Origin of the sequence: Neorhizobium sp. T25_27, from assembly GCF_002968565.1 — a bacterium.
GTDB lineage: Bacteria > Pseudomonadota > Alphaproteobacteria > Rhizobiales > Rhizobiaceae > Neorhizobium > Neorhizobium tomejilense.
The window spans coordinates 181,115-198,939 of record NZ_PVBJ01000003.1; the positions used below are offsets into that span (position 1 = coordinate 181,115).

Annotated in this window: 17 protein-coding genes and 1 pseudogene; 13 read left to right on the top strand and 5 right to left on the bottom strand. The window is 59.9% G+C overall.

Translation table 11 applies throughout. From position 1 onward, the window contains the following. Positions 1-67: 67 nt before the first annotated feature. Genes eutB through ehuA form a run of 8 tightly spaced genes read left to right on the top strand, consistent with a single transcriptional unit; the run spans position 68 to position 7,414 of the window. The gene (eutB, locus tag C5J24_RS10990) at positions 68-1,087 is read left to right on the top strand and encodes a hydroxyectoine utilization dehydratase EutB (RefSeq protein ID WP_105402653.1); all 1,020 of its coding nucleotides are present in this window, start codon (positions 68-70) and stop codon (positions 1,085-1,087) included. Continuing rightward, the gene (eutC, locus tag C5J24_RS10995) at positions 1,084-2,097 is read left to right on the top strand and encodes an ectoine utilization protein EutC (protein WP_105402652.1); all 1,014 of its coding nucleotides are present in this window, start codon (positions 1,084-1,086) and stop codon (positions 2,095-2,097) included. The genes eutB and eutC overlap by 4 nt, the downstream gene beginning before the upstream one ends. Further along, positions 2,094-3,272 carry an ectoine hydrolase DoeA gene (gene doeA / locus C5J24_RS11000; RefSeq protein ID WP_105417848.1) on the top strand — a complete coding sequence of 393 codons (1,179 nt, stop codon included), beginning with the start codon at positions 2,094-2,096 and terminating at the stop codon, positions 3,270-3,272. Before eutC ends, doeA begins: the two co-directional genes overlap by 4 nt. Positions 3,273-3,276: 4 nt before the next feature. Continuing rightward, positions 3,277-4,293 (top strand): N(2)-acetyl-L-2,4-diaminobutanoate deacetylase DoeB, encoded by a 1,017-nt coding sequence (gene doeB, locus C5J24_RS11005; RefSeq protein ID WP_105417850.1) that lies wholly within the window; start codon positions 3,277-3,279, stop codon positions 4,291-4,293. 59 nt (positions 4,294-4,352) lie between these two features. After that, the gene (ehuB, locus tag C5J24_RS11010) at positions 4,353-5,204 is read left to right on the top strand and encodes an ectoine/hydroxyectoine ABC transporter substrate-binding protein EhuB (protein ID WP_105402649.1); all 852 of its coding nucleotides are present in this window, start codon (positions 4,353-4,355) and stop codon (positions 5,202-5,204) included. A 59-nt stretch (positions 5,205-5,263) separates the two neighbouring features. Beyond that, positions 5,264-5,929 (top strand): ectoine/hydroxyectoine ABC transporter permease subunit EhuC, encoded by a 666-nt coding sequence (gene ehuC / locus C5J24_RS11015; protein WP_105402648.1) that lies wholly within the window; start codon positions 5,264-5,266, stop codon positions 5,927-5,929. Positions 5,930-5,942: 13 nt separating this feature from the next. After that, positions 5,943-6,635, top strand: coding sequence for an ectoine/hydroxyectoine ABC transporter permease subunit EhuD (gene ehuD / locus C5J24_RS11020; protein ID WP_105402647.1), 693 nt, complete (start codon positions 5,943-5,945; stop codon positions 6,633-6,635). Continuing rightward, complete coding sequence (gene ehuA, locus C5J24_RS11025; RefSeq protein ID WP_105402646.1) at positions 6,632-7,414, top strand: ectoine/hydroxyectoine ABC transporter ATP-binding protein EhuA; 783 nt, start codon at positions 6,632-6,634, stop codon at positions 7,412-7,414. The genes ehuD and ehuA overlap by 4 nt, the downstream gene beginning before the upstream one ends. Before the next feature lie 408 nt (positions 7,415-7,822). Here the strand turns inward: ehuA and C5J24_RS11035 are convergent, their stop codons facing one another. From C5J24_RS11035 to C5J24_RS11050, 4 genes are all read right to left on the bottom strand, one after another. Next, positions 7,823-8,386: an FGGY-family carbohydrate kinase gene (locus C5J24_RS11035; RefSeq protein WP_105417852.1), complete on the bottom strand. Its 564-nt coding sequence runs from the start codon at positions 8,384-8,386 to the stop codon at positions 7,823-7,825. Between the two features lie 189 nt (positions 8,387-8,575). Beyond that, complete coding sequence (locus C5J24_RS11040) at positions 8,576-10,075, bottom strand: tripartite tricarboxylate transporter permease (RefSeq protein ID WP_172723918.1); 1,500 nt, start codon at positions 10,073-10,075, stop codon at positions 8,576-8,578. Between the two features lie 39 nt (positions 10,076-10,114). After that, a complete protein-coding gene (locus tag C5J24_RS11045; protein WP_245446614.1) occupies positions 10,115-10,549 on the bottom strand; it encodes a tripartite tricarboxylate transporter TctB family protein in 435 nt (144 codons plus the stop codon). 103 nt (positions 10,550-10,652) lie between these two features. After that, the gene (locus C5J24_RS11050) at positions 10,653-11,633 is read right to left on the bottom strand and encodes a tripartite tricarboxylate transporter substrate binding protein (protein WP_105417854.1); all 981 of its coding nucleotides are present in this window, start codon (positions 11,631-11,633) and stop codon (positions 10,653-10,655) included. A gap of 237 nt (positions 11,634-11,870) precedes the next feature. Here C5J24_RS11050 and C5J24_RS32315 point away from each other — a divergent pair. Next, a pseudogene (locus C5J24_RS32315) lies at positions 11,871-12,044 on the top strand (LacI family DNA-binding transcriptional regulator); the annotation flags it as partial. 48 nt (positions 12,045-12,092) lie between these two features. Beyond that, positions 12,093-12,896 (top strand): substrate-binding domain-containing protein, encoded by an 804-nt coding sequence (locus C5J24_RS11055; protein WP_245437571.1) that lies wholly within the window; start codon positions 12,093-12,095, stop codon positions 12,894-12,896. 9 nt (positions 12,897-12,905) lie between these two features. Here C5J24_RS11055 and C5J24_RS11060 read toward each other — a convergent pair whose 3' ends face one another. Beyond that, positions 12,906-14,075 carry a mandelate racemase/muconate lactonizing enzyme family protein gene (locus C5J24_RS11060; RefSeq protein WP_105417856.1) on the bottom strand — a complete coding sequence of 390 codons (1,170 nt, stop codon included), beginning with the start codon at positions 14,073-14,075 and terminating at the stop codon, positions 12,906-12,908. Positions 14,076-14,181: 106 nt separating this feature from the next. On the opposite strand from C5J24_RS11060, the gene C5J24_RS11065 reads away from it, so the two are divergent. The 3 genes from C5J24_RS11065 (at position 14,182) to adh (ending at position 17,805) form a co-directional block, all read left to right on the top strand. Continuing rightward, on the top strand, positions 14,182-15,096 hold the full coding sequence (locus C5J24_RS11065; RefSeq protein WP_105417858.1) for a LysR family transcriptional regulator: 915 nt from the start codon (positions 14,182-14,184) through the stop codon (positions 15,094-15,096). 200 nt (positions 15,097-15,296) lie between these two features. Then, the gene (locus C5J24_RS11070) at positions 15,297-16,154 is read left to right on the top strand and encodes a helix-turn-helix domain-containing protein (RefSeq protein WP_105417860.1); all 858 of its coding nucleotides are present in this window, start codon (positions 15,297-15,299) and stop codon (positions 16,152-16,154) included. 139 nt (positions 16,155-16,293) lie between these two features. Continuing rightward, positions 16,294-17,805 (top strand): aldehyde dehydrogenase, encoded by a 1,512-nt coding sequence (adh, locus tag C5J24_RS11075; RefSeq protein ID WP_280952733.1) that lies wholly within the window; start codon positions 16,294-16,296, stop codon positions 17,803-17,805. Positions 17,806-17,825: the final 20 nt, after the last annotated feature.

Sequence of the window (17,825 nt, forward strand, 5' to 3'; positions counted from 1 at the left end):
GCGCCCCCACGACAATCATTGAATCATTACAATATAATAATTGACATGATTTTACTTCGCTCACAACATGACAATCATGAAGAGCGACGTCCAGTCCAGATTGACCGAAGAAAACGTGCAGCCAGTCATCCTGGCAGACATTGAGCAGGCTGCGACCCGCATTGCCGACAGGGTGGCGCGCACGCCGCTCGTTCGCTCCAGCACGCTTTCTGAATACACCGGTCAGTCCGTCCACCTGAAGCTCGAAACATGCCAGCCCGTCGGCGCCTTCAAGCTGCGCGGCGCGATGAACGCTATCCTGTCGCTGGATGATGCGGCACGCGAACGCGGTCTCGTCACCGCCTCGACAGGCAATCATGGTCGCGCCGTGGCCTACGCCGCACGCGCGCTTGGCGTTCCCGCCGTCATCTGCATGTCGTCGCTCGTTCCGGCCAACAAGGTCGAAGCGATCCGCTTGCTCGGCGCCGAAATCCGCATTGTCGGCCTGTCGCAGGACGATGCACAAGAGGAAGTCGAACGCCTGACCAAGAGCCGCGGCCTCACGCCGATCCCGCCTTTCGACCATGTGGACGTCGTTGCCGGTCAAGGCACGATCGGCCTCGAGATTGTGAAAAGCCTGCCTGACCTTGCGACCGTGCTTGTTCCCCTTTCCGGTGGGGGCCTGGCCGGTGGCATTGCCGTTGCCGTCAAGGCCTTGAGGCCACAGGCCCGGGTCATCGGCATATCGATGAAGCGCGGGGCAGCCATGCATGCAGCGATTGCCGCCGGCAAGCCTGTCGCAATCCGCGAAGAGGAAACGCTGGCGGATTCGCTTGGGGGCGGCATCGGCCTCCAAAACCATGTCACCTTTGCGCTCTGCCGCGATCTTCTCGACGACGTCATCCTTCTCAGCGAGGACGAGATCGCCGAAGGCATCCGCCATGCGGCGCGCAATGAGAGCGTGACCGTCGAGGGCGCCGGCGCGGTCGGCATTGCCGCTATCCTCGCAGACAAGGCCGAGCTGTCCGGCCCCACCGCCGTCATCGTCTCAGGCGGCAACATCGACCCGAAGATGCACCAGAAAATCGTCGAGGGGGCCACCCTATGAGCCGCATCACTATTTTGATGGAAAAGGATCTTCACGCCATCGTCAAGCTCGACGTCTCCGCGGTCGATTGCGTCGAGCAGGCGTTTGCGGCGCTCGCCACCAAAGCCGTTGCGATGCCGCCGATCCTGCGCCTCGACATCCCGGAATTTCGGGGTGAAGTGGACGTCAAGACAGCCTATGTGCCGGGCCTAGACGGCTTCGCCATCAAGGTCAGTCCCGGATTCTTCGACAACCCCAAGATCGGTCTGCCAAGCCTGAACGGGTTGATGATCTTGCTCAGCGCGAAGACCGGATTGGTCGAAGCCCTTCTTCTTGACAACGGCTATCTCACGGATGTGCGCACCGCAGCGGCCGGTGCCGTCGCGGCACGACATCTGTCGCGTGAGGACGCCTGCGTCGCGACGATCCTGGGTGCAGGTGTTCAGGCACAGCTGCAACTCGCGGCTCTCATGCTTGTACGCCCGATCAAATCGGCGCGCATCTGGGCACGCGACCACGCAAAGGCGCAGACGCTTGCTGTCGATTTCGCGCGCAGCCACGGAATAGAGACCACCGCAATTGCCGATCCGCGCGAGGCCGTGCGCGGAGCAGATATCGTCGTCACAACGACGCCGGCCGAAAAGCCGATCCTGATGGCCGAATGGCTTGAACCCGGTCAGCATCTGACCGCGATGGGATCGGATGCAGAGCACAAGAACGAGATTGATCCGGCCGTCTTTGCTCGCGCGATTTACGTCCCGGATCGATTATCGCAGACCCGCATCCTCGGCGAGTTATACCATGCCATCAAGACCGGCGCAGTCATGCCGGACCGGCAGTTTGCGGAACTCGGAGCTGTCATCGCCGGCAAGGCAATTGGCCGCTTGAACGCAGACGAAATAACCTTTGCCGACCTTACGGGTACCGGCGTGCAGGACACAGCCATCGCCAATCTGGCGCTTGCCCGCGCGACAGATGCCGGACGTGGCCAGACAATCGAAAACGACATCAAAATGGGAGATGCAGCGTGAGTGTGACGCTGAACTTTACCCGCGAGGAATATGCCGCTCGCCTTTCCAAAACCCGTCACGCGATGGAAAAGGCGGGGATCGATCTCCTGATCGTCACCGATCCATCCAACATGCACTGGCTTACCGGCTATGACGGCTGGTCCTTTTATGTGCATCAATGCGTGCTGGTGCCACCGGGCGGCGAGCCGATCTGGTACGGCCGCAAGCAGGATTCCAACGGCGCCAAGCGCACCGCTTATCTGAACCATGACAATATCATCGGTTACCCGGATCACTACGTTCAGTCGAGCGAACGCCACCCGATGGATCTTCTGGCGCAGATCATCGGCGAGCGCGCATGGTCCAGCCTCGCGATAGGCGTCGAGATGGACAATTATTATTTCTCGGCAGCAGCCTTCGCCTCTCTGCAAAAGCATCTCCCAAATGCCCGTTTCAAGGATGCGGCTGCCCTCGTCAACTGGCAGCGCGCGGTCAAGAGCACGACCGAACTCGACTATATGCGCAAGGCAGGTACGATCGTCGAACTGATGCACAAGCGCATTGTCGAGGTTGTCGAACCCGGCATGCGCAAATGCGATCTCGTCGCCGAGATCTATGATGCCGGCATTCGTGGTACGCCGGAATTCGGCGGCGATTATCCGGCGATCGTGCCGCTCCTGCCGTCGGGCGCAGACGCTTCCGCGCCGCACCTGACCTGGGATGACAAGCCGATGCGTTCGGGTGAAGGGACGTTCTTCGAAATCGCCGGCGCCTATAAGCGTTATCATTGCCCATTGTCGCGGACCGTTTTCCTGGGCAAGCCGACGCAGGCCTTTCTCGACGCGGAAAAGGCGACGCTCGAAGGCATGGAGGCGGGCCTTGCCGCGGCAAGGCCTGGCAATACGTGCGAGGACATCGCCAACGCCTTCTTCGCCGTGTTGAAAAAATACGGGATTATCAAGGACAACCGGACTGGCTATCCGATCGGCCTGTCCTATCCGCCGGACTGGGGTGAACGCACCATGAGCCTGCGCCCAGGCGACCGCACGGAGTTGAGACCCGGCATGACATTCCATTTTATGACCGGTCTCTGGCTCGAAGACATGGGGCTGGAAATCACCGAAAGCATCGCGATTACTGAAACGGGCGTCGAATGCCTGTCGAACGTGCCGCGCCAGCTGTTCGTGAAAGGCTGAGGCCATGCTGACGAGTGCGCCCCGCCCCTCGCCGATAACGCCGACCGTCGATTTCGACGGGAAGGGCGTGCAGCACGGGCATCTGCGATTGCCCTACAGCCGTGACGAAAGCGCCTGGGGTTCGGTGATGATCCCGGTCTGCGTCATCTCCAACGGCGAAGGCCCGACCGCGCTCCTCACCGGTGCCAACCATGGCGACGAATATGAAGGTCCGGCGGCTCTTTTCGAACTGGCACGGACGCTGGATCCCTCGCAGGTGAGTGGGCGCGTCATCATCGTCCCGGCGCTCAATTATCCCGCGTTTCGCGCCGGAACCCGTACGTCGCCGATCGATCGCGGAAATCTGAACCGTAGCTTTCCAGGTCGCCCGGATGGAACGGTGACGGAAAAGATCGCGGACTATGTCACCCGCAATCTGGTACCGCTCGCCGACATCGTGCTCGACTTCCATTCGGGCGGCAAGACGCTCGATTTTCTTCCCTATGCAGCAGCACACGAACTGCCCGACAAGGATCAGGAGGCGCGTTGTTTTGATGCCGTTGCGGCTTTCGCTGCGCCCTACTCGATGAAAATGCTGGAGATCGATGCGGTCGGCATGCTGGATACGACGGTCGAGGAACTGGGCAAGGTCTTCGTGACCACCGAGCTCGGCGGTGCTGGCACTGCCAGCGCAAGAACGATCGAGATCGCGCGAAAGGGCAGTCTCAACCTCCTGCGCCACGTCGGAATCCTGGAGGGCGCGCCCTGTACCCAGCCGACCCGCTGGCTCGATATGCCGTCAAGCGATTGCTTCACATTCGCTGAAGATGACGGACTGGTGGCGTTCGCGCACGATCTCGGCGATCCGATCATTACCGGCGATATCATCGCCAGCATCTACCCGGTCGGAAAGACCGGTGTTGCGCCGATCCACTGCCGCGCTGCCATGGATGGCGTTCTGGCGGCTCGCCACGTGCCCGGCCTCATCAAGGCCGGCGACTGCCTTTCCGTGATCGCGACGATCACGGAGAAGATCAAATAAACGCAACCATCTGAGATCCGAAAACGGACCAGAAGAACCTTAACCAGAGGAGAATTCGAATGCGCATCTCTAAAACCATTTGCCTTTCCACACTTGCGCTTTGCATCGGCGTCACGTCGGCCACCGCACTGACCGTCGAAGAAGCCAAGAAACAGGGATTTATCCGTGCCGCGACGGCCAACGAGGTACCCTACTCGTATATGCAGCCGGACGGCACCTCTGCCGGTATCGGCCCCGACGTCGCCAATGCCGTTCTAAAGTCCATGGGCATTGAGGAGGTCAATTGGACCGTAACGCCCTTCGGCACGCTCATTCCAGGTCTTAAGGCTCGTCGCTTCGATTTTGCCGCCGCAGAGCAGAACATATCCCCCGAGCGCTGCAAGCAGGTCGCCTTTACCGAGCCCAACTCGTCCTACGGTGAGGGACTGCTGGTCAAGAAAGGCAATCCGAAGCGCCTGACGACCTATGGCGACATTGCAAAAGATCCATCCTTGAAAGTTGCCGTGGTTTCCGGTGCAAACAATGTCGACTTCCTGCGTGCCGTCGGCGTCAAAGACGAGCAGATCGTCTTCATTCCGGCGAATGCCGATGCGATCCCGACCGTGCAGAGCCGGGTCGATGCCTATGCGGCGACCGAGTTGACCGTTTCCGAACTCGCCAAGGGGCAGGCCAATGTCGAGCAGGTTGCGCCGTTCAAGGATCCGATCGTCAAGGGCGCACCCGTCCGCAACTATGGCGGCTTTGCCTTCCGTCCGGAAGACAAGGAATTGCGCGACGCGTTCAACACCGCACTCATCGCGTTCCGAAAGACGGATGGCTACAAGAAGACCCTGATGAAGTATGGCCTGTCGGAACAGAGCATTGCGGCAGCAGCGGAGAAGAAAGTCGCTGATCTCTGCTCCGGGAAGTAACAAAAAAGCGCCCGGTCCCGGACCGGGCGCTCCCCGCTTTCATTCGGAGAGATTGCCAGATGAGCTGGACAGCCTATCTGCCGATGCTTTGGCAAGGCGCTACCGTGACGATGACGATCACTTTGGCAGCGATCGTCTGCGGCGCGATGCTCGCCTTCGTTTTCGGCATCCTGCGCGTCGAGGGAGGACCGATTTTGTCGGCCGTCGCGCTCTGTTACACGGAGGTGTTTCGTGGGACCTCGCTGTTCGTTCAGCTGTTCTGGTTCTATTACGCGCTGCCACTGGTCGGTCTCAGCTTCGATCCGATCACCACCGGCATTCTGGTATTGGCCGCCCATGTCGGCGGCTATGGGGCCGAAATCGTTCGAGGCGCCCTCGCATCGGTCTCCGTGCAGCAACTGGAGGCCGCCCGGGCATTGAATTTCAACCGTGCCCAGACCCTCTTTCGCATTTCGCTGCCACAAGCCATCGTCGAAATGATGCCGGCCTTCGGAAACCTCGCCATCGAAACGCTGAAGCTGTCCTCGCTGGTGTCGTTGATCTCGATCGCCGATCTCACCTTCGCGGCCCAATCCATTCGCAACATCACGCTGGACAGCGCAAGCATCTATTCGATCACGCTCGTATGCTACTTCGCCATGTCGCTCGTCCTGATGGCAGCCGTGCGCGTGATCGAGCATTTCGTGCGGCGCGGCGATGTCTTCCCTCGCTCGGCTCATTCGTGAGGATCTTACCGCCATGATGTATGGTTACGAATGGGACACGACAACCTGGGTTACCTACACGACCTCGATCCTGCCAATCATTCTGATTGGTTTGACCGTCACGTTGAAGGCTGCAGCCGCTGGGTTCGCGATTGCACTGGTGCTCGGCCTGGTATTCGCCCTCTTGCGCCGAAGCCGCGTCAAGGTGATCTCCTGGACGACCGCCGTTATCGTTGAGTTCCTGCGCGATACGCCGCTTTTGGTGCAGCTGTTCTTCCTCTACTACGTGCTGCCCGATTTCGGTATCGTGCTCCCCGCCTTTCTGACCGGTGCGCTGGCGCTTGGTCTGCAATATGCGGCCTACACGTCGGAGGTCTATCGCGGCGGCATCGAAGCGGTGCATCACGGGCAATGGGAAGCGGCAACCGCCCTCAATATGACGCGCATGCAGGCCTATCGCGACATCATCCTGCCCCAGGCCGTTCCGCGAATAGTCCCTGCCATGGGCAACTATCTCGTGGCCATGATCAAGGAAACCCCGGTTCTCTCGGTGGTCACCGTTCTTGAGATGATGGGGCTTGCCAACATGATCGGCGAACGCACCTTCGAATATCTCGTGCCGCTGACGCTTGTCGGCCTGATCTTCCTTCTGCTGACGCTGATCTGCTCAGCAGGCCTCCACCGCTTGCATAAAGCTCTTCCAAAGGCAGGAATACCCTTGCGATGACCAACAATATCGATCCGCCGCCCATCATCGAGTTTTCCGATGTCACCAAGCGCTTCGGGATTCTGACGGTGCTTGACCACTTCAATTTCTGCGTCGCGAAGGGCGAGAAAGTCACGCTTATCGGACCGTCAGGCTCCGGTAAATCGACGGTCCTGCGCATTCTTATGACACTCGAACCGTTCCAGGAAGGCAAGCTAACGCTTGCTGGCACGTCCTACCACGAGCAGGGCGGCAAGGGCCGGTTCCAGGCCTCGGAAAAACACCTGCGCCAGATCCGCAATCATGTCGGCATGGTCTTCCAGAGTTTCAATCTCTTTCCGCATATGACGGTGCTTCGCAACGTTGTCGAAGCGCCGGTGCGGGTATTGGGAATGGCGCGCGCGGAAGCCGAAGGGCGTGCGCTGGACCTGCTGCAGATGGTGGGGCTCGCGGACAAGAAGGACCACTATCCGGTCCAGCTTTCCGGCGGGCAGCAGCAGCGTGTGGCAATTGCCCGTGCGCTTGCGATGCGCCCACGGGTTCTTCTTTTCGATGAGCCGACATCCGCGCTTGATCCGCAACTGGTGGGCGAAGTGCTTTCGGTCATCCGCGCTCTGGCGCATGAACATGATCTCACTATGCTGATGGTCACCCATGAGATGCGCTTTGCCCGAGAGGTGTCAGATCGCGTCTGCTTTTTCGATAAGGGGCGCATCTGCGAACAGGGTGCACCTGAAGAGATATTCGGCGCGCCGCGAATGGAGCGGACGCGCGAATTTCTGTCATCGGTTCTAGGGTAACCAGTAAACCCCGCAGGGGGAGAGACAGGGGCGGAAGGCTTAGAAAAAAACCGCTGGAAAGAAGCTCTGGATAGGGTTGGAACCCACGATCCTGTGGGCCACAATCCATATCTTCGTAGGCGTCCGGTCAGGATACTTCGCGCGCCCCTTCGCTTTCACGCGCGGCTCGATAGGATCAAGGACGTAAGCGAACGAATGCTCTGGGAAGCGCTTCGCATGTTCGTTCGCGATCGTCTGGTCCTGCGGCAATTGCATCCGACAGTCCCGCCACATGGCACTTGCCCGGGGATTGGGCGAGAAAGAGGCGGCAGACCTGCTCGGCATCAGCGAGCCGACCGGGCGCTCGCATCTAGCAATCCGATCGCCGGTCGGCATTCAGTGCTAAATCGCGTCAAGGACCAATGTGCATCAATGATCGCGCATGCCGCGGTAGGTGTCCTGCAGGTCGAGGAACGTCCTGTAGCGCTTTGCATGAATGTCCTGCGCCGACAGATCGGGGCCGATACTCTCACCCAGATTGGACATTCTGCACATGGCTGACTCGAGACTGGGCACGTGCCCCGCCGCAACCGCACCCAGGATGGCTGCGCCAAGCAGGACCGGCTCGTCCGTATCGACGGTGGCGATGGCGATGCCGGCAGCATCGGCGAGCATCTGCCGGACCAACCGGCTTCGTGCCGCCCCTCCACTGACCACGACCGTTGTAATGGCGATGCCCTTGGCACGGAGCGCATCGAGGATCCGCCTGAGGCCGTAACCAATGGACGCCAGACCGGCAAGATAGAGGCGCACGAGGCTGAGCTCGTCCGCATCAAGGCCGAGCCCGGCGATGACGGCCCGAGCCTGCGGGTCTGCAAGAGGTGCACGATTGCCGAGGAATTTGGGCACGATATGCAGCCCCTTTACGATGTCGGTGATCGAGAGGTCGGATGAGAAGGGCGATCCTCTTGGGATCGTCCCTGAAAGCCTCATTCGGCTAGCGAATTGAATTGTCCTGGTTTCGCCTGCACGGCCCGGCTGTGATGCCCGATCGGAATAGCCAATAACGAACTGGGCCGATCGACATCATCCAGCCCGCCGGGCGCAATTGGTCGGAAGTCTCACTCATCGCCATAAGGGCTTCCTTGTGCCGATCGGCAACTTTCCTGATCACGCTCGGCGCTATTCCGTAAAGGCCTCTTCCCGTTTACGGCTGATGCTCGGCGACAGCACCAGCGCAAGGACAACGACGGCGAAGATCAACAGCGAGAGACTGAGCGGGCTGCGCAAGAAGATCGACGGATCTCCTTGGCTGATGAGCATGGCACGCCGCAGGTTCTCTTCAAGCATCGGCCCCAGAATGAAGCCTAGGAGCAGCGGCGCCGGCTCGAATCGCATCTTGCTGAGCGCAAAGCCAATGACGCTGAAACCTGCCATGACGAACACGTCGAAGACGCTGTTATTGATGCTGTAGGCGCCGATGCAGCAGAAGCCGATAATTGCGGGAAACAACAGATGGTAAGGTACCGTCAGCATCCGCACCCATAGCCCGATAAGCGGCAAGTTGAGGATGACAAGCATGAGATTGCCCGACCACATCGAAACGATCATGCCCCAGAACAATGCCGGCTCGTCCGAGATCACGTTGGGGCCGGGCGTGATGCCCTGCAGGATCATGGCCCCCACCATCAGAGCCATGACTGGGTTACCGGGAATTCCGAGCGTCAGCATCGGAATGAACGAAGTCTGCGCCCCAGCATTGTTGGCGGATTCGGGCGCCGCGACCCCCTCGATCGCCCCCTTGCCGAACTCGGCCCGGTTCGGGGATATTCGCTTTTCCATTGCATAGGATGCGAAGGATGCGAGCATCGCGCCGCCTCCGGGCAGAACACCGAGAAAGGATCCGAGCGCCGTGCCGCGCAGAACCGGGGCGATAATGCGCTTAAAATCGCTCATCGTCAGCATCAGGCCGGTCACGCGCTTGACGCCAACCGAACGTTCCTGCTCGCTTTCGAGATTGCGAAGGATCTCGCAGATCCCGAATATGCCCATGCTGACCGCGACGAAGTTGAGCCCGTCATAAAGTTCGGGGATGTCGAAGACATAACGTGGGGTACCGCTCTCGACGTCGGTGCCGACGGTGCCAAGCATCAGCCCAAAAACGATCATAGCCATCGCCTTGAGCAACGACCCGCTGGCGAGCGCCACAGAGGCAACCAGCCCCAGGACCATCAGCGAAAAATACTCGGCAGGCCCGAAATTCAATGCGACCGCAGCCAGAGGGGGGGCTGCCATCGCGAGTAGGATTGTCGCCACCGTCCCGGCGAAGAAGGAGCCAAGTGCAGCCGTCGCCAGCGCCGCACCGGCACGCCCGTTTCGCGCCATCTGATAGCCGTCTATCGCGGTCACGACGGACGAGCTCTCGCCCGGAAGATTGATGAGAATGGCCGTTGTCGAACCGCCGTATTGCGCGCCGTAGAAGATGCCCGCAAGCATGATGAGTGCTGATTCCGGCGGCAGTCCGAACGTGATCGGCAGCAGCATGGCAATCGTCGCCGTTGGCCCGAGCCCCGGCAACACGCCGATCGCTGTCCCAAGCAGGCACCCGACGAAGCCGTAGAGCAGATTCATCGGCAAGAATGCGGTCGAGGCGCCGAGCCAGAGGTTCGAGAAGATGTCCATAAGCAATCCAATCCGGTTTCGTCGGCCTCGCTGGGAGGGTTATGAAAGGTCGCCGAGAAAAGGGACCCACGGTCCGAACGCGCTGATGGGGAGCGACAAAAGCCGCGTGAACAGCAAGACCGAGCAGACCGCCAGGAACAGGCCGAGGAGGATGGAATGGCGCCAGTTGGCGTATCGGCTGGCAGTCGCGACGCCGACGATCAGGAAAAACATTGTCGGCGCCAAACCCAGTCCGGAGAGCAGCACACCGAATCCTATTGGCGCGAGGATGACCAGAAAATAAGCCTTCCAATTCGGCCTCTGGGGCTCCACTCTCTCAGCCTCGACCACCAGGGACTGAAGGATGATGAGCGCGCCTATCGCCATCAGAACCAGGCTCAGCGCCGTGGGAAAATAGCCCGGCCCCATCTGGAAGGAGTTTCCAACCTCCAGGTTGCGACCGAACCAGATAAATAGCAGACCCGCAAAGATCATCGTCACGCCGCCGACGAAGTCGCGGCCATTTCTTATCTTCAACATGGCATGACACTCGCGTGGAAAGATGAGCCGGTCGGGCGTTAGCCCGACCGGCGCCTACTCATTGAGGCGGAACGTTGGCGGCCTTGATCACCTCGGCCCACTTTGCCGTTTCCGTGGCGATGAAGGCCTTGAACTCGGTCGACGTGTTGCCGACCGGGGTCGCACCCATGCCTTCCAGCTTCGCCTTCATGGCCGGCTCTGCAAGAATAGCCTGAACCTCTTTGCTGAGCTTCTCGACGATTTCCGGCGGCGTGCCGGGAGGCGCAAAGATGCCGTGCCAGGACGTTGCTTCGAACCCGGGAATGATGCTCGCCATTGTCGGCACTTCCGGCAGAAGAGCCGCTTTATCGAGACTGGTCACAGCGAGTGCGCGCACCTTGCCGGCCTTCACTTGCTGCGCTGCCGTCGGAATATTGTCGAACATCATGTCAACATGGCCCGCAACCACATCGAGAATGGCCTGGCTGCTTCCCTTGTAGGGAATGTGGGTCATCTTGATGCCTGCCTTGGTGGCCAAAAGCTCGCCGGCTAGATGTATCGACGTGCCGACGCCCGACGAAGCATAGGTGTGCTTGCCTGGCTCCTTCTTGAGAAGCTCGATAAGCTCCTCGACGGAGGTCGCCTTGATCTTGTCCGGATTGACCACCAGAACGTTCGGCAAGGTCGCGATGAGCGAGATCGGCGCAAAACCCTTCTCCTTGTCGTAAGGCAAGGTCTTGTAAAGCGTCTGGTTGATGGCGTTTGAACTTACCGTGCCCATGCCGATCGTATAGCCATCCGGCTTCGACCGCGCGAGATCGCCAAGACCCACATTGCCGCCCGCACCGGGCTTGTTCTCGACGATAAATCGCTGCCCCAACCGCTTGTCCAATTGTTCGGCCACGAGGCGGCCGAATGTATCGGTATTCCCTCCCGCGGCGAACGGCACGACCACCGTCACGGTCCTGGATGGATAGTCATCGGCGCGGCTCGACTGCATGCTTGTCGCGCATATTGCAGCCACAACGGCCGCAAACGTCGTGAAACGCTTGAAGTGCATAGAACTTCCTCCTTGCTTGGCCTCCAGCCAGCCTCATAAACCCACTCTCTCCACACCTCCCGGAGAGTAATGGAAGCGCTTTCATTGTAACTTCAAAATCCTGCTCCGCAAGCATGAGTGGCAAAATTTATATCACGTGAATTCAGTGTGTTATCTAGTTTCCTTGAATATTCTGCAGCTTAGGCACTTGCCTGTGAGTCCAATGAAAGCGTAACTCATTTGGCAGGGATGGCGAATATGACAGGTCACGATAAAAACAGAAGAAATCCGACGAATGGGCCGGTAACGCTTGCCGATGTCGCAAGGCTTGCCAACGTATCTCCTGTCACCGTCTCACGAGCCATCAACACGCCAAATCTGGTCAAGCCGCAAACGCTGGAAGCAATCGGCCGCGTCATCGCAAGGACCGGATACGTGCCCAATCTCCTGGCCGGGGGGCTCGCCTCACGAAGAACGAGGTTGATCGCTGCGATCGTGCCGTCGGTCGCCAGCACGATCTTCGCAGAGACTATAGAGGGCCTCAACGCCGAGCTTGTTTCCGCCGGCTACCAACTCTTGCTTGGATTGTCCGGCTACGATGCCCAACGAGAGCTCGAACTGACCCGCGCAATCCTCGCCCGCCGTCCCGACGGCATTATCCTGACTGGAATCTCCCATCTGAAAGAGACGCGCACGATGCTGACCGGGGCAGGATTGCCGATCGTCGAGATCTGGGACTCGACGCCGTCGCCGCTCGATACGGCCGTCGGTTTCTCGCACCTGGCCGTGGGCGCCCTGGTCGCCGAGCATCTTTTGGCCAAGGGATATGACCGTTATGCCCAGATCGGCGCGAATGACCCGCGCGCAGTCCAACGCCGCGACGGATTCGTCAATCGTCTGGCGGGAATTGCGGAGGTGGAGTTGCCGGCGCTCGATATGAACTCTCCATCGACGTTTAGCGACGGACGGGCCGCGATGGCGCGGCTTTTGGACCGGGGACACGGCACGCTCGGCGTCTTCTGCTCGTCGGATGTAGTAGCACACGGGGCACTGGCCGAAGCCCATTTCCAAGGCTGCAGGATACCGGAGGACCTGGCGATCATCGGCTTTGGCGATTTCGATTTTGCTCCGCACACGCATCCTCCGCTAACGACCGTCCGCATCGATCGCCGCGACATCGGCACCAAGGCGGCGCAATCGATCTTGAAAAAAATCGCCGGCAGCGAGGATGTGGGCGCCATGATCAATATCGATTTCCACATCGTCGCGCGGGGAACTGCCTGACATGCGACCTTAAGGTCGCTTGCCGAACTCCGCCGTTCCCCTTGTCCAATGATGCGACTGCTCGGAAAGCGTGATTCCCAATCCCGGACGGGTCGGCACCGCCATGCGGCCGTCCTTGATCTCCAGCCGCTCGTTGAACAGCGGATCGAGCCAGTCGAAATGTTCGACCCAAGATTCAAGCTCGTAAGCTGCCGCCAAGTGCAAATGGATTTCCATGGCAAAATGCGGCGCCAGTTGCAGCTTTTTCGCCTCCGCCAGCGCACAGATCTTCAGGAACTGGGTAATGCCGCCTACCCGCGGCGCGTCCGGCTGGATGAAATCAACGGAATTGTTCTGGATAAGAGAGGCATGCTCAAGAACGCTTGCCAGCATTTCGCCGGTCGCGATCGGCGTGTCCAACTGCGCCGCAAGCGCCGCATGCCCTTCGACATCATATGCGTCGAGCGGCTCCTCGATCCAGGTAAGGTTATAAGGCTCCATCAGGCGGCCGAAGCGCATGGCGCTCGGCCGGTCCCATTGCTGGTTTGCGTCGACCATCATGGCTGCCCGGCCACCGATGCGGTCGTGAACTGCCGCCACGCGCTTCAGGTCGATATTCATGTCCGGCTGACCGACCTTGATCTTGATGCCGCCGATGCCGGCCGCGATCGACTGCTCGACGTTTTCGAGAACCTCTTCGATCGGAGAAGAAAGAAACCCGCCGGAGGTGTTGTAGCATCTGACGGAATCACGGTGTGCGCCCAGCAGCTTTGCGAGCGGCAGACCCGCGCGCTTGGCTTTGAGATCCCACAAGGCCACGTCGAAAGCGGCGATCGCTTGGATGGCAAGACCGCTACGACCGACGGAGGCTCCGGCCCAGCAGAGTTTGTTCCAGAGCTTGCCGATATCGTTCGGATCTTCACCGATTAAAACCTCGGCGATCTCCTTTGCATGCTCGTACTGGCCGGGACCGCCTGCACGCTTGGAATAACTGAACCCGATGCCGCTATGCCCCTGCTGCGTCTCTATTTCTGCGAACAGGAACGCAACCTCGGTCAGCGGCTTCTGCCGGCCGGTCAGCACCTTTGCATCGCTGATCGGCGTTTTCAGCGGCAGGAAGATCGAGGAAAGCTTGATCCAGGCGATGCTGTCTGCACCGCCGATTTGTTGGGTTGAGCCCGTTGTCGAGTGCGTATCCATTCGTCTCACGCCCATAAAGGTTTCGCGTCTGGTCTTGACCGTTACCGATCTCACCCATTTAAGTCCAGATTGATTATTGTAGAGAATCTATACCGGAGTTGGATAGATGCTGGATATGACGCAGGTCAGGTCGTTTGTCGTGCTGGCGTCAGAGTTGAATTTCAGCCGTGCTGCCCGGCGCTTGAATATCACGCAGCCGCCCCTCAGCCGGCAGATCAAACTCTTGGAGCAGGAGCTGGACGTCACGCTGCTGGAAAGGACGAGCCGGCGGGTCGTCCTGACCCCTGCCGGCATGGTATTCCTGGTGGAAGCCCAGAAGTTGATCGAGCAGGGCAATACGGCCACAACAGCGGCGCGGCGAGCGGCACGCGGCAGCGCGGGATCGGTGAGCATCGCATTTGTGGGAGCAGCAACCTATAGTTTTTTGCCAAAGTTCATCAGTGCCGCGCGCACCACCGCTCCTCAGATTGAGCTGGAATTGGTGCAGATGGAGACGGCGGAACAACTCCAGTCAATCAACACCGGCCGTATCGATCTGGGCCTGTCGCGCCCGTTGATAGGTTCGCATTATCTCGAAAGCGTCTGCGTGGCGCGCGAACCCATGATGCTTGCGATACCTCGGGCCCATCCCCTGGCCGCCAATCGCCGTCCCGCGCTGAACATGCTTGATGGCGAGCCCTTCATCATGTTTTCCGCCCAGGCGCGATATTTGCACGAAAAGCTGGCCAGGCTACTAGCCGAAGCCCGGATCACCCCGCGCATTGTGCAGCAGATGACGCATTCACAGGCCATTCTGTCACTGGTGAGCGCTGGCATAGGTTTGGCAATCGTGCCAGGCGAGACCCGGGCCGCTTGCTTCGACAGTGTCGTATTTCGCCCGATCGATCTCCGCGAAGAATGCATGGCCGAACTCCACGCCATCTGGAGACCGGACAATCGCAATCGCTTGCTGCAGGACATCCGCGACGTAGCAGTGCAAACGGCAGCCCATGACGGTGATCTCGCCGGAAGGGGCCTTTGAATGACCGTCGCAAACCGGTGCGTCGACTACAGGCATGCCGGTGGGATTCATGTTGCCGCAGCCCGAGGAGGTGGTAAGCTTACAGCCAGGGAGGACATATCATCCGCGGCGGAACCGATCACGTGAACAGGGTCGCAAGGGTTATCGCGTCCGGATCGGACGCGGCGCGGAGTCCGCTTGCAGCGTCCTGGCGACGATCAATGGAACATCACCGGCTGGATCCGTCGGCGCGCCGACCGAACGATCGGGTCGATGAGGCGGAACTCGACCACCGACGAGCTTGCCTGGATCGCTTCATGAGGGTTGCAACAGCAAGGCTTGATCATCTCTTTGGCCTGGTGGGTGCCTCAGGGTGCGGTGTTCTTCTGACCGATTGCGACGGTGTGATCCTGGATCAGCGCTGCAAGGATTCCGACCTGACAGCCTTCCGGGAATGGGGCCTGTGGCCGGGCGCGGACTGGAGCGAGGCCAGCGAAGGCACCAACGGAATAGGCACCTGCCTGACCGAGAAAAGAAGCGTCACGATCCACCGCGATGAACACTTCTTCGCCCGCAATACTGGAATGAGTTGCATGGATGCTCCGGTCTTCGGTGCCGATGGCGGCATCATCGCCGCGCTCGATGTGTCTTCTGCCCGGGTCGACCAGACGGAAGGATTCAATCGGCTCATCTCGGCGATGGTGGCGCAGACAGCGCGGTCCATCGAGACCGATTACTTCCGCGCTACGTTTCCAAAATCTCGCATCGTGGTGGCACATACGGACGACAGCGAGATGTCGGTGCTTTTGGCTGTGGATGCCGACGATCTTGTCGTCGGAGCAACACGGGGCGCACGTCGCGTATTCAGATTGGAGCCCACGGGTTTTCTTAAACCCCGCCCTGCGTCCGACCTCTTCGGCGGGGGAGAGGAATGCTTGGGGTTCGATGCCGCGGAACGAGCCGCCGTGATGCGTGCCCTTGCTCGTACCGAGGGCAACGTGTCGGAGGCAGCCCGGCAGTTGGGGATCGGTCGAGCGACCCTTTACCGGCGCATGAGACGGCTGCATATCGGCGAATAGCGCGCCCACCTGTCTCAGATTTGGGACGTTTTAGGTCCCTGACCCTCTCTCCCCAGGCTGACCAGCTGACCTTTCTGGCGCATCTAGATGTGATCGGGTGGAGGATCCGATCACACGGAGGAGTATTTCCATGAACATCATGACCAAGCCGGCAAGCATCTACGTCTCGCCCTTCAAGGACCGCTATGACAATTTCATCGGCGGCAAGTTCGTTCCCCCAGTCCACGGCCGATACTTCGACAACATCACCCCGATCACTGGCGCAAAGGTCTGCGAAGTTGCTCGATCGGACGTGGCCGACGTTGAGCTGGCACTGGATGCGGCCCACGATGCCAAGGAGGCCTGGGGCCGGACCTCGGCAAGCGAACGCGCCAACATCCTCTTGAAGATCGCCGGCCGCTTGGAAGACAATCTCCAGCTTCTGGCGCAGGCTGAGACGTGGGACAACGGCAAGCCGATCCGCGAAACCACGGCGGCAGACATCCCGCTTTCAGTCGACCACTTCCGCTATTTCGCTTCCGTGTTGCGTGCCCAGGAAGGCACCATGTCCGAAATCGACGCCGACACGGTCGCCTATCACTATCACGAGCCGCTGGGCGTCGTCGGCCAGATCATTCCGTGGAACTTTTCAATCCTGATGGCCGCCTGGAAGCTGGCCCCCGCACTTGCCGCCGGCAACTGCATTGTACTGAAGCCTGCCGAACAGACACCAGCGGCGATCATGGTGCTGATGGAACTGATCGCCGACCTCCTGCCGGCCGGCGTCCTGAACATCGTCAACGGGATGGGACCCGAGGTAGGAGGCCCACTGGCCAGATCTCCCCGCATTGCAAAGATCGCCTTCACCGGCTCCACCGAGACCGGGCGCATCATCATGCAGGCGGCAACCGAAAACCTGATCCCCGTGACCCTGGAATTGGGCGGCAAGTCCCCGAACATCTTCTTCTCCGATGTGATGGCAGAGGATGACGCGTTCCTTGACAAGGCGGTCGAAGGGTTCGTCCTGTTTGCCTTCAACCAGGGCGAGGTCTGCACTTGCCCCAGTCGTGCGCTTATCCATGAGGACATCTACGAGGCGTTCATCGCACGCTGCATCGAGCGGGTGCGCGCGATCAAACAGGGTGACCCTCGCGACATGCAGACGATGGTGGGGGCACAGGCGAGCCAGGAACAGCAGGACAAGATCCTGTCCTATCTGACGATCGGCGTGAATGAAGGAGCAGAAGTATTGATCGGAGGGGATGCCGCGCGCCTTGACGGGGACCTTTCCAGCGGCTTCTACGTTCAGCCGACGATCCTGAAGGGCCACAACAAGATGCGGGTCTTCCAGGAAGAGATCTTCGGCCCGGTGGTTTCTGTCACGACGTTCAAGGATGAGGCGGAGGCGCTGCAAATCGCTAATGACACCATATACGGCCTTGGGGCCGGCGTGTGGAGCCGCGACGCCAACCGTTGCTACCGCTTCGGTCGCTCAATCCAGGCCGGCCGCGTCTGGATCAACAATTATCACGCTTACCCGGCCCACGCCGCGTTCGGTGGATACAAGCAGTCGGGCTTTGGGCGCGAGACGCACAAGATGATGCTCGACCACTATCAGCAGACCAAGAACATGCTGGTCAGCTACAACCCAAACAAACTTGGGTTCTTCTGAGCCGAGGATTTGCCAAGGGG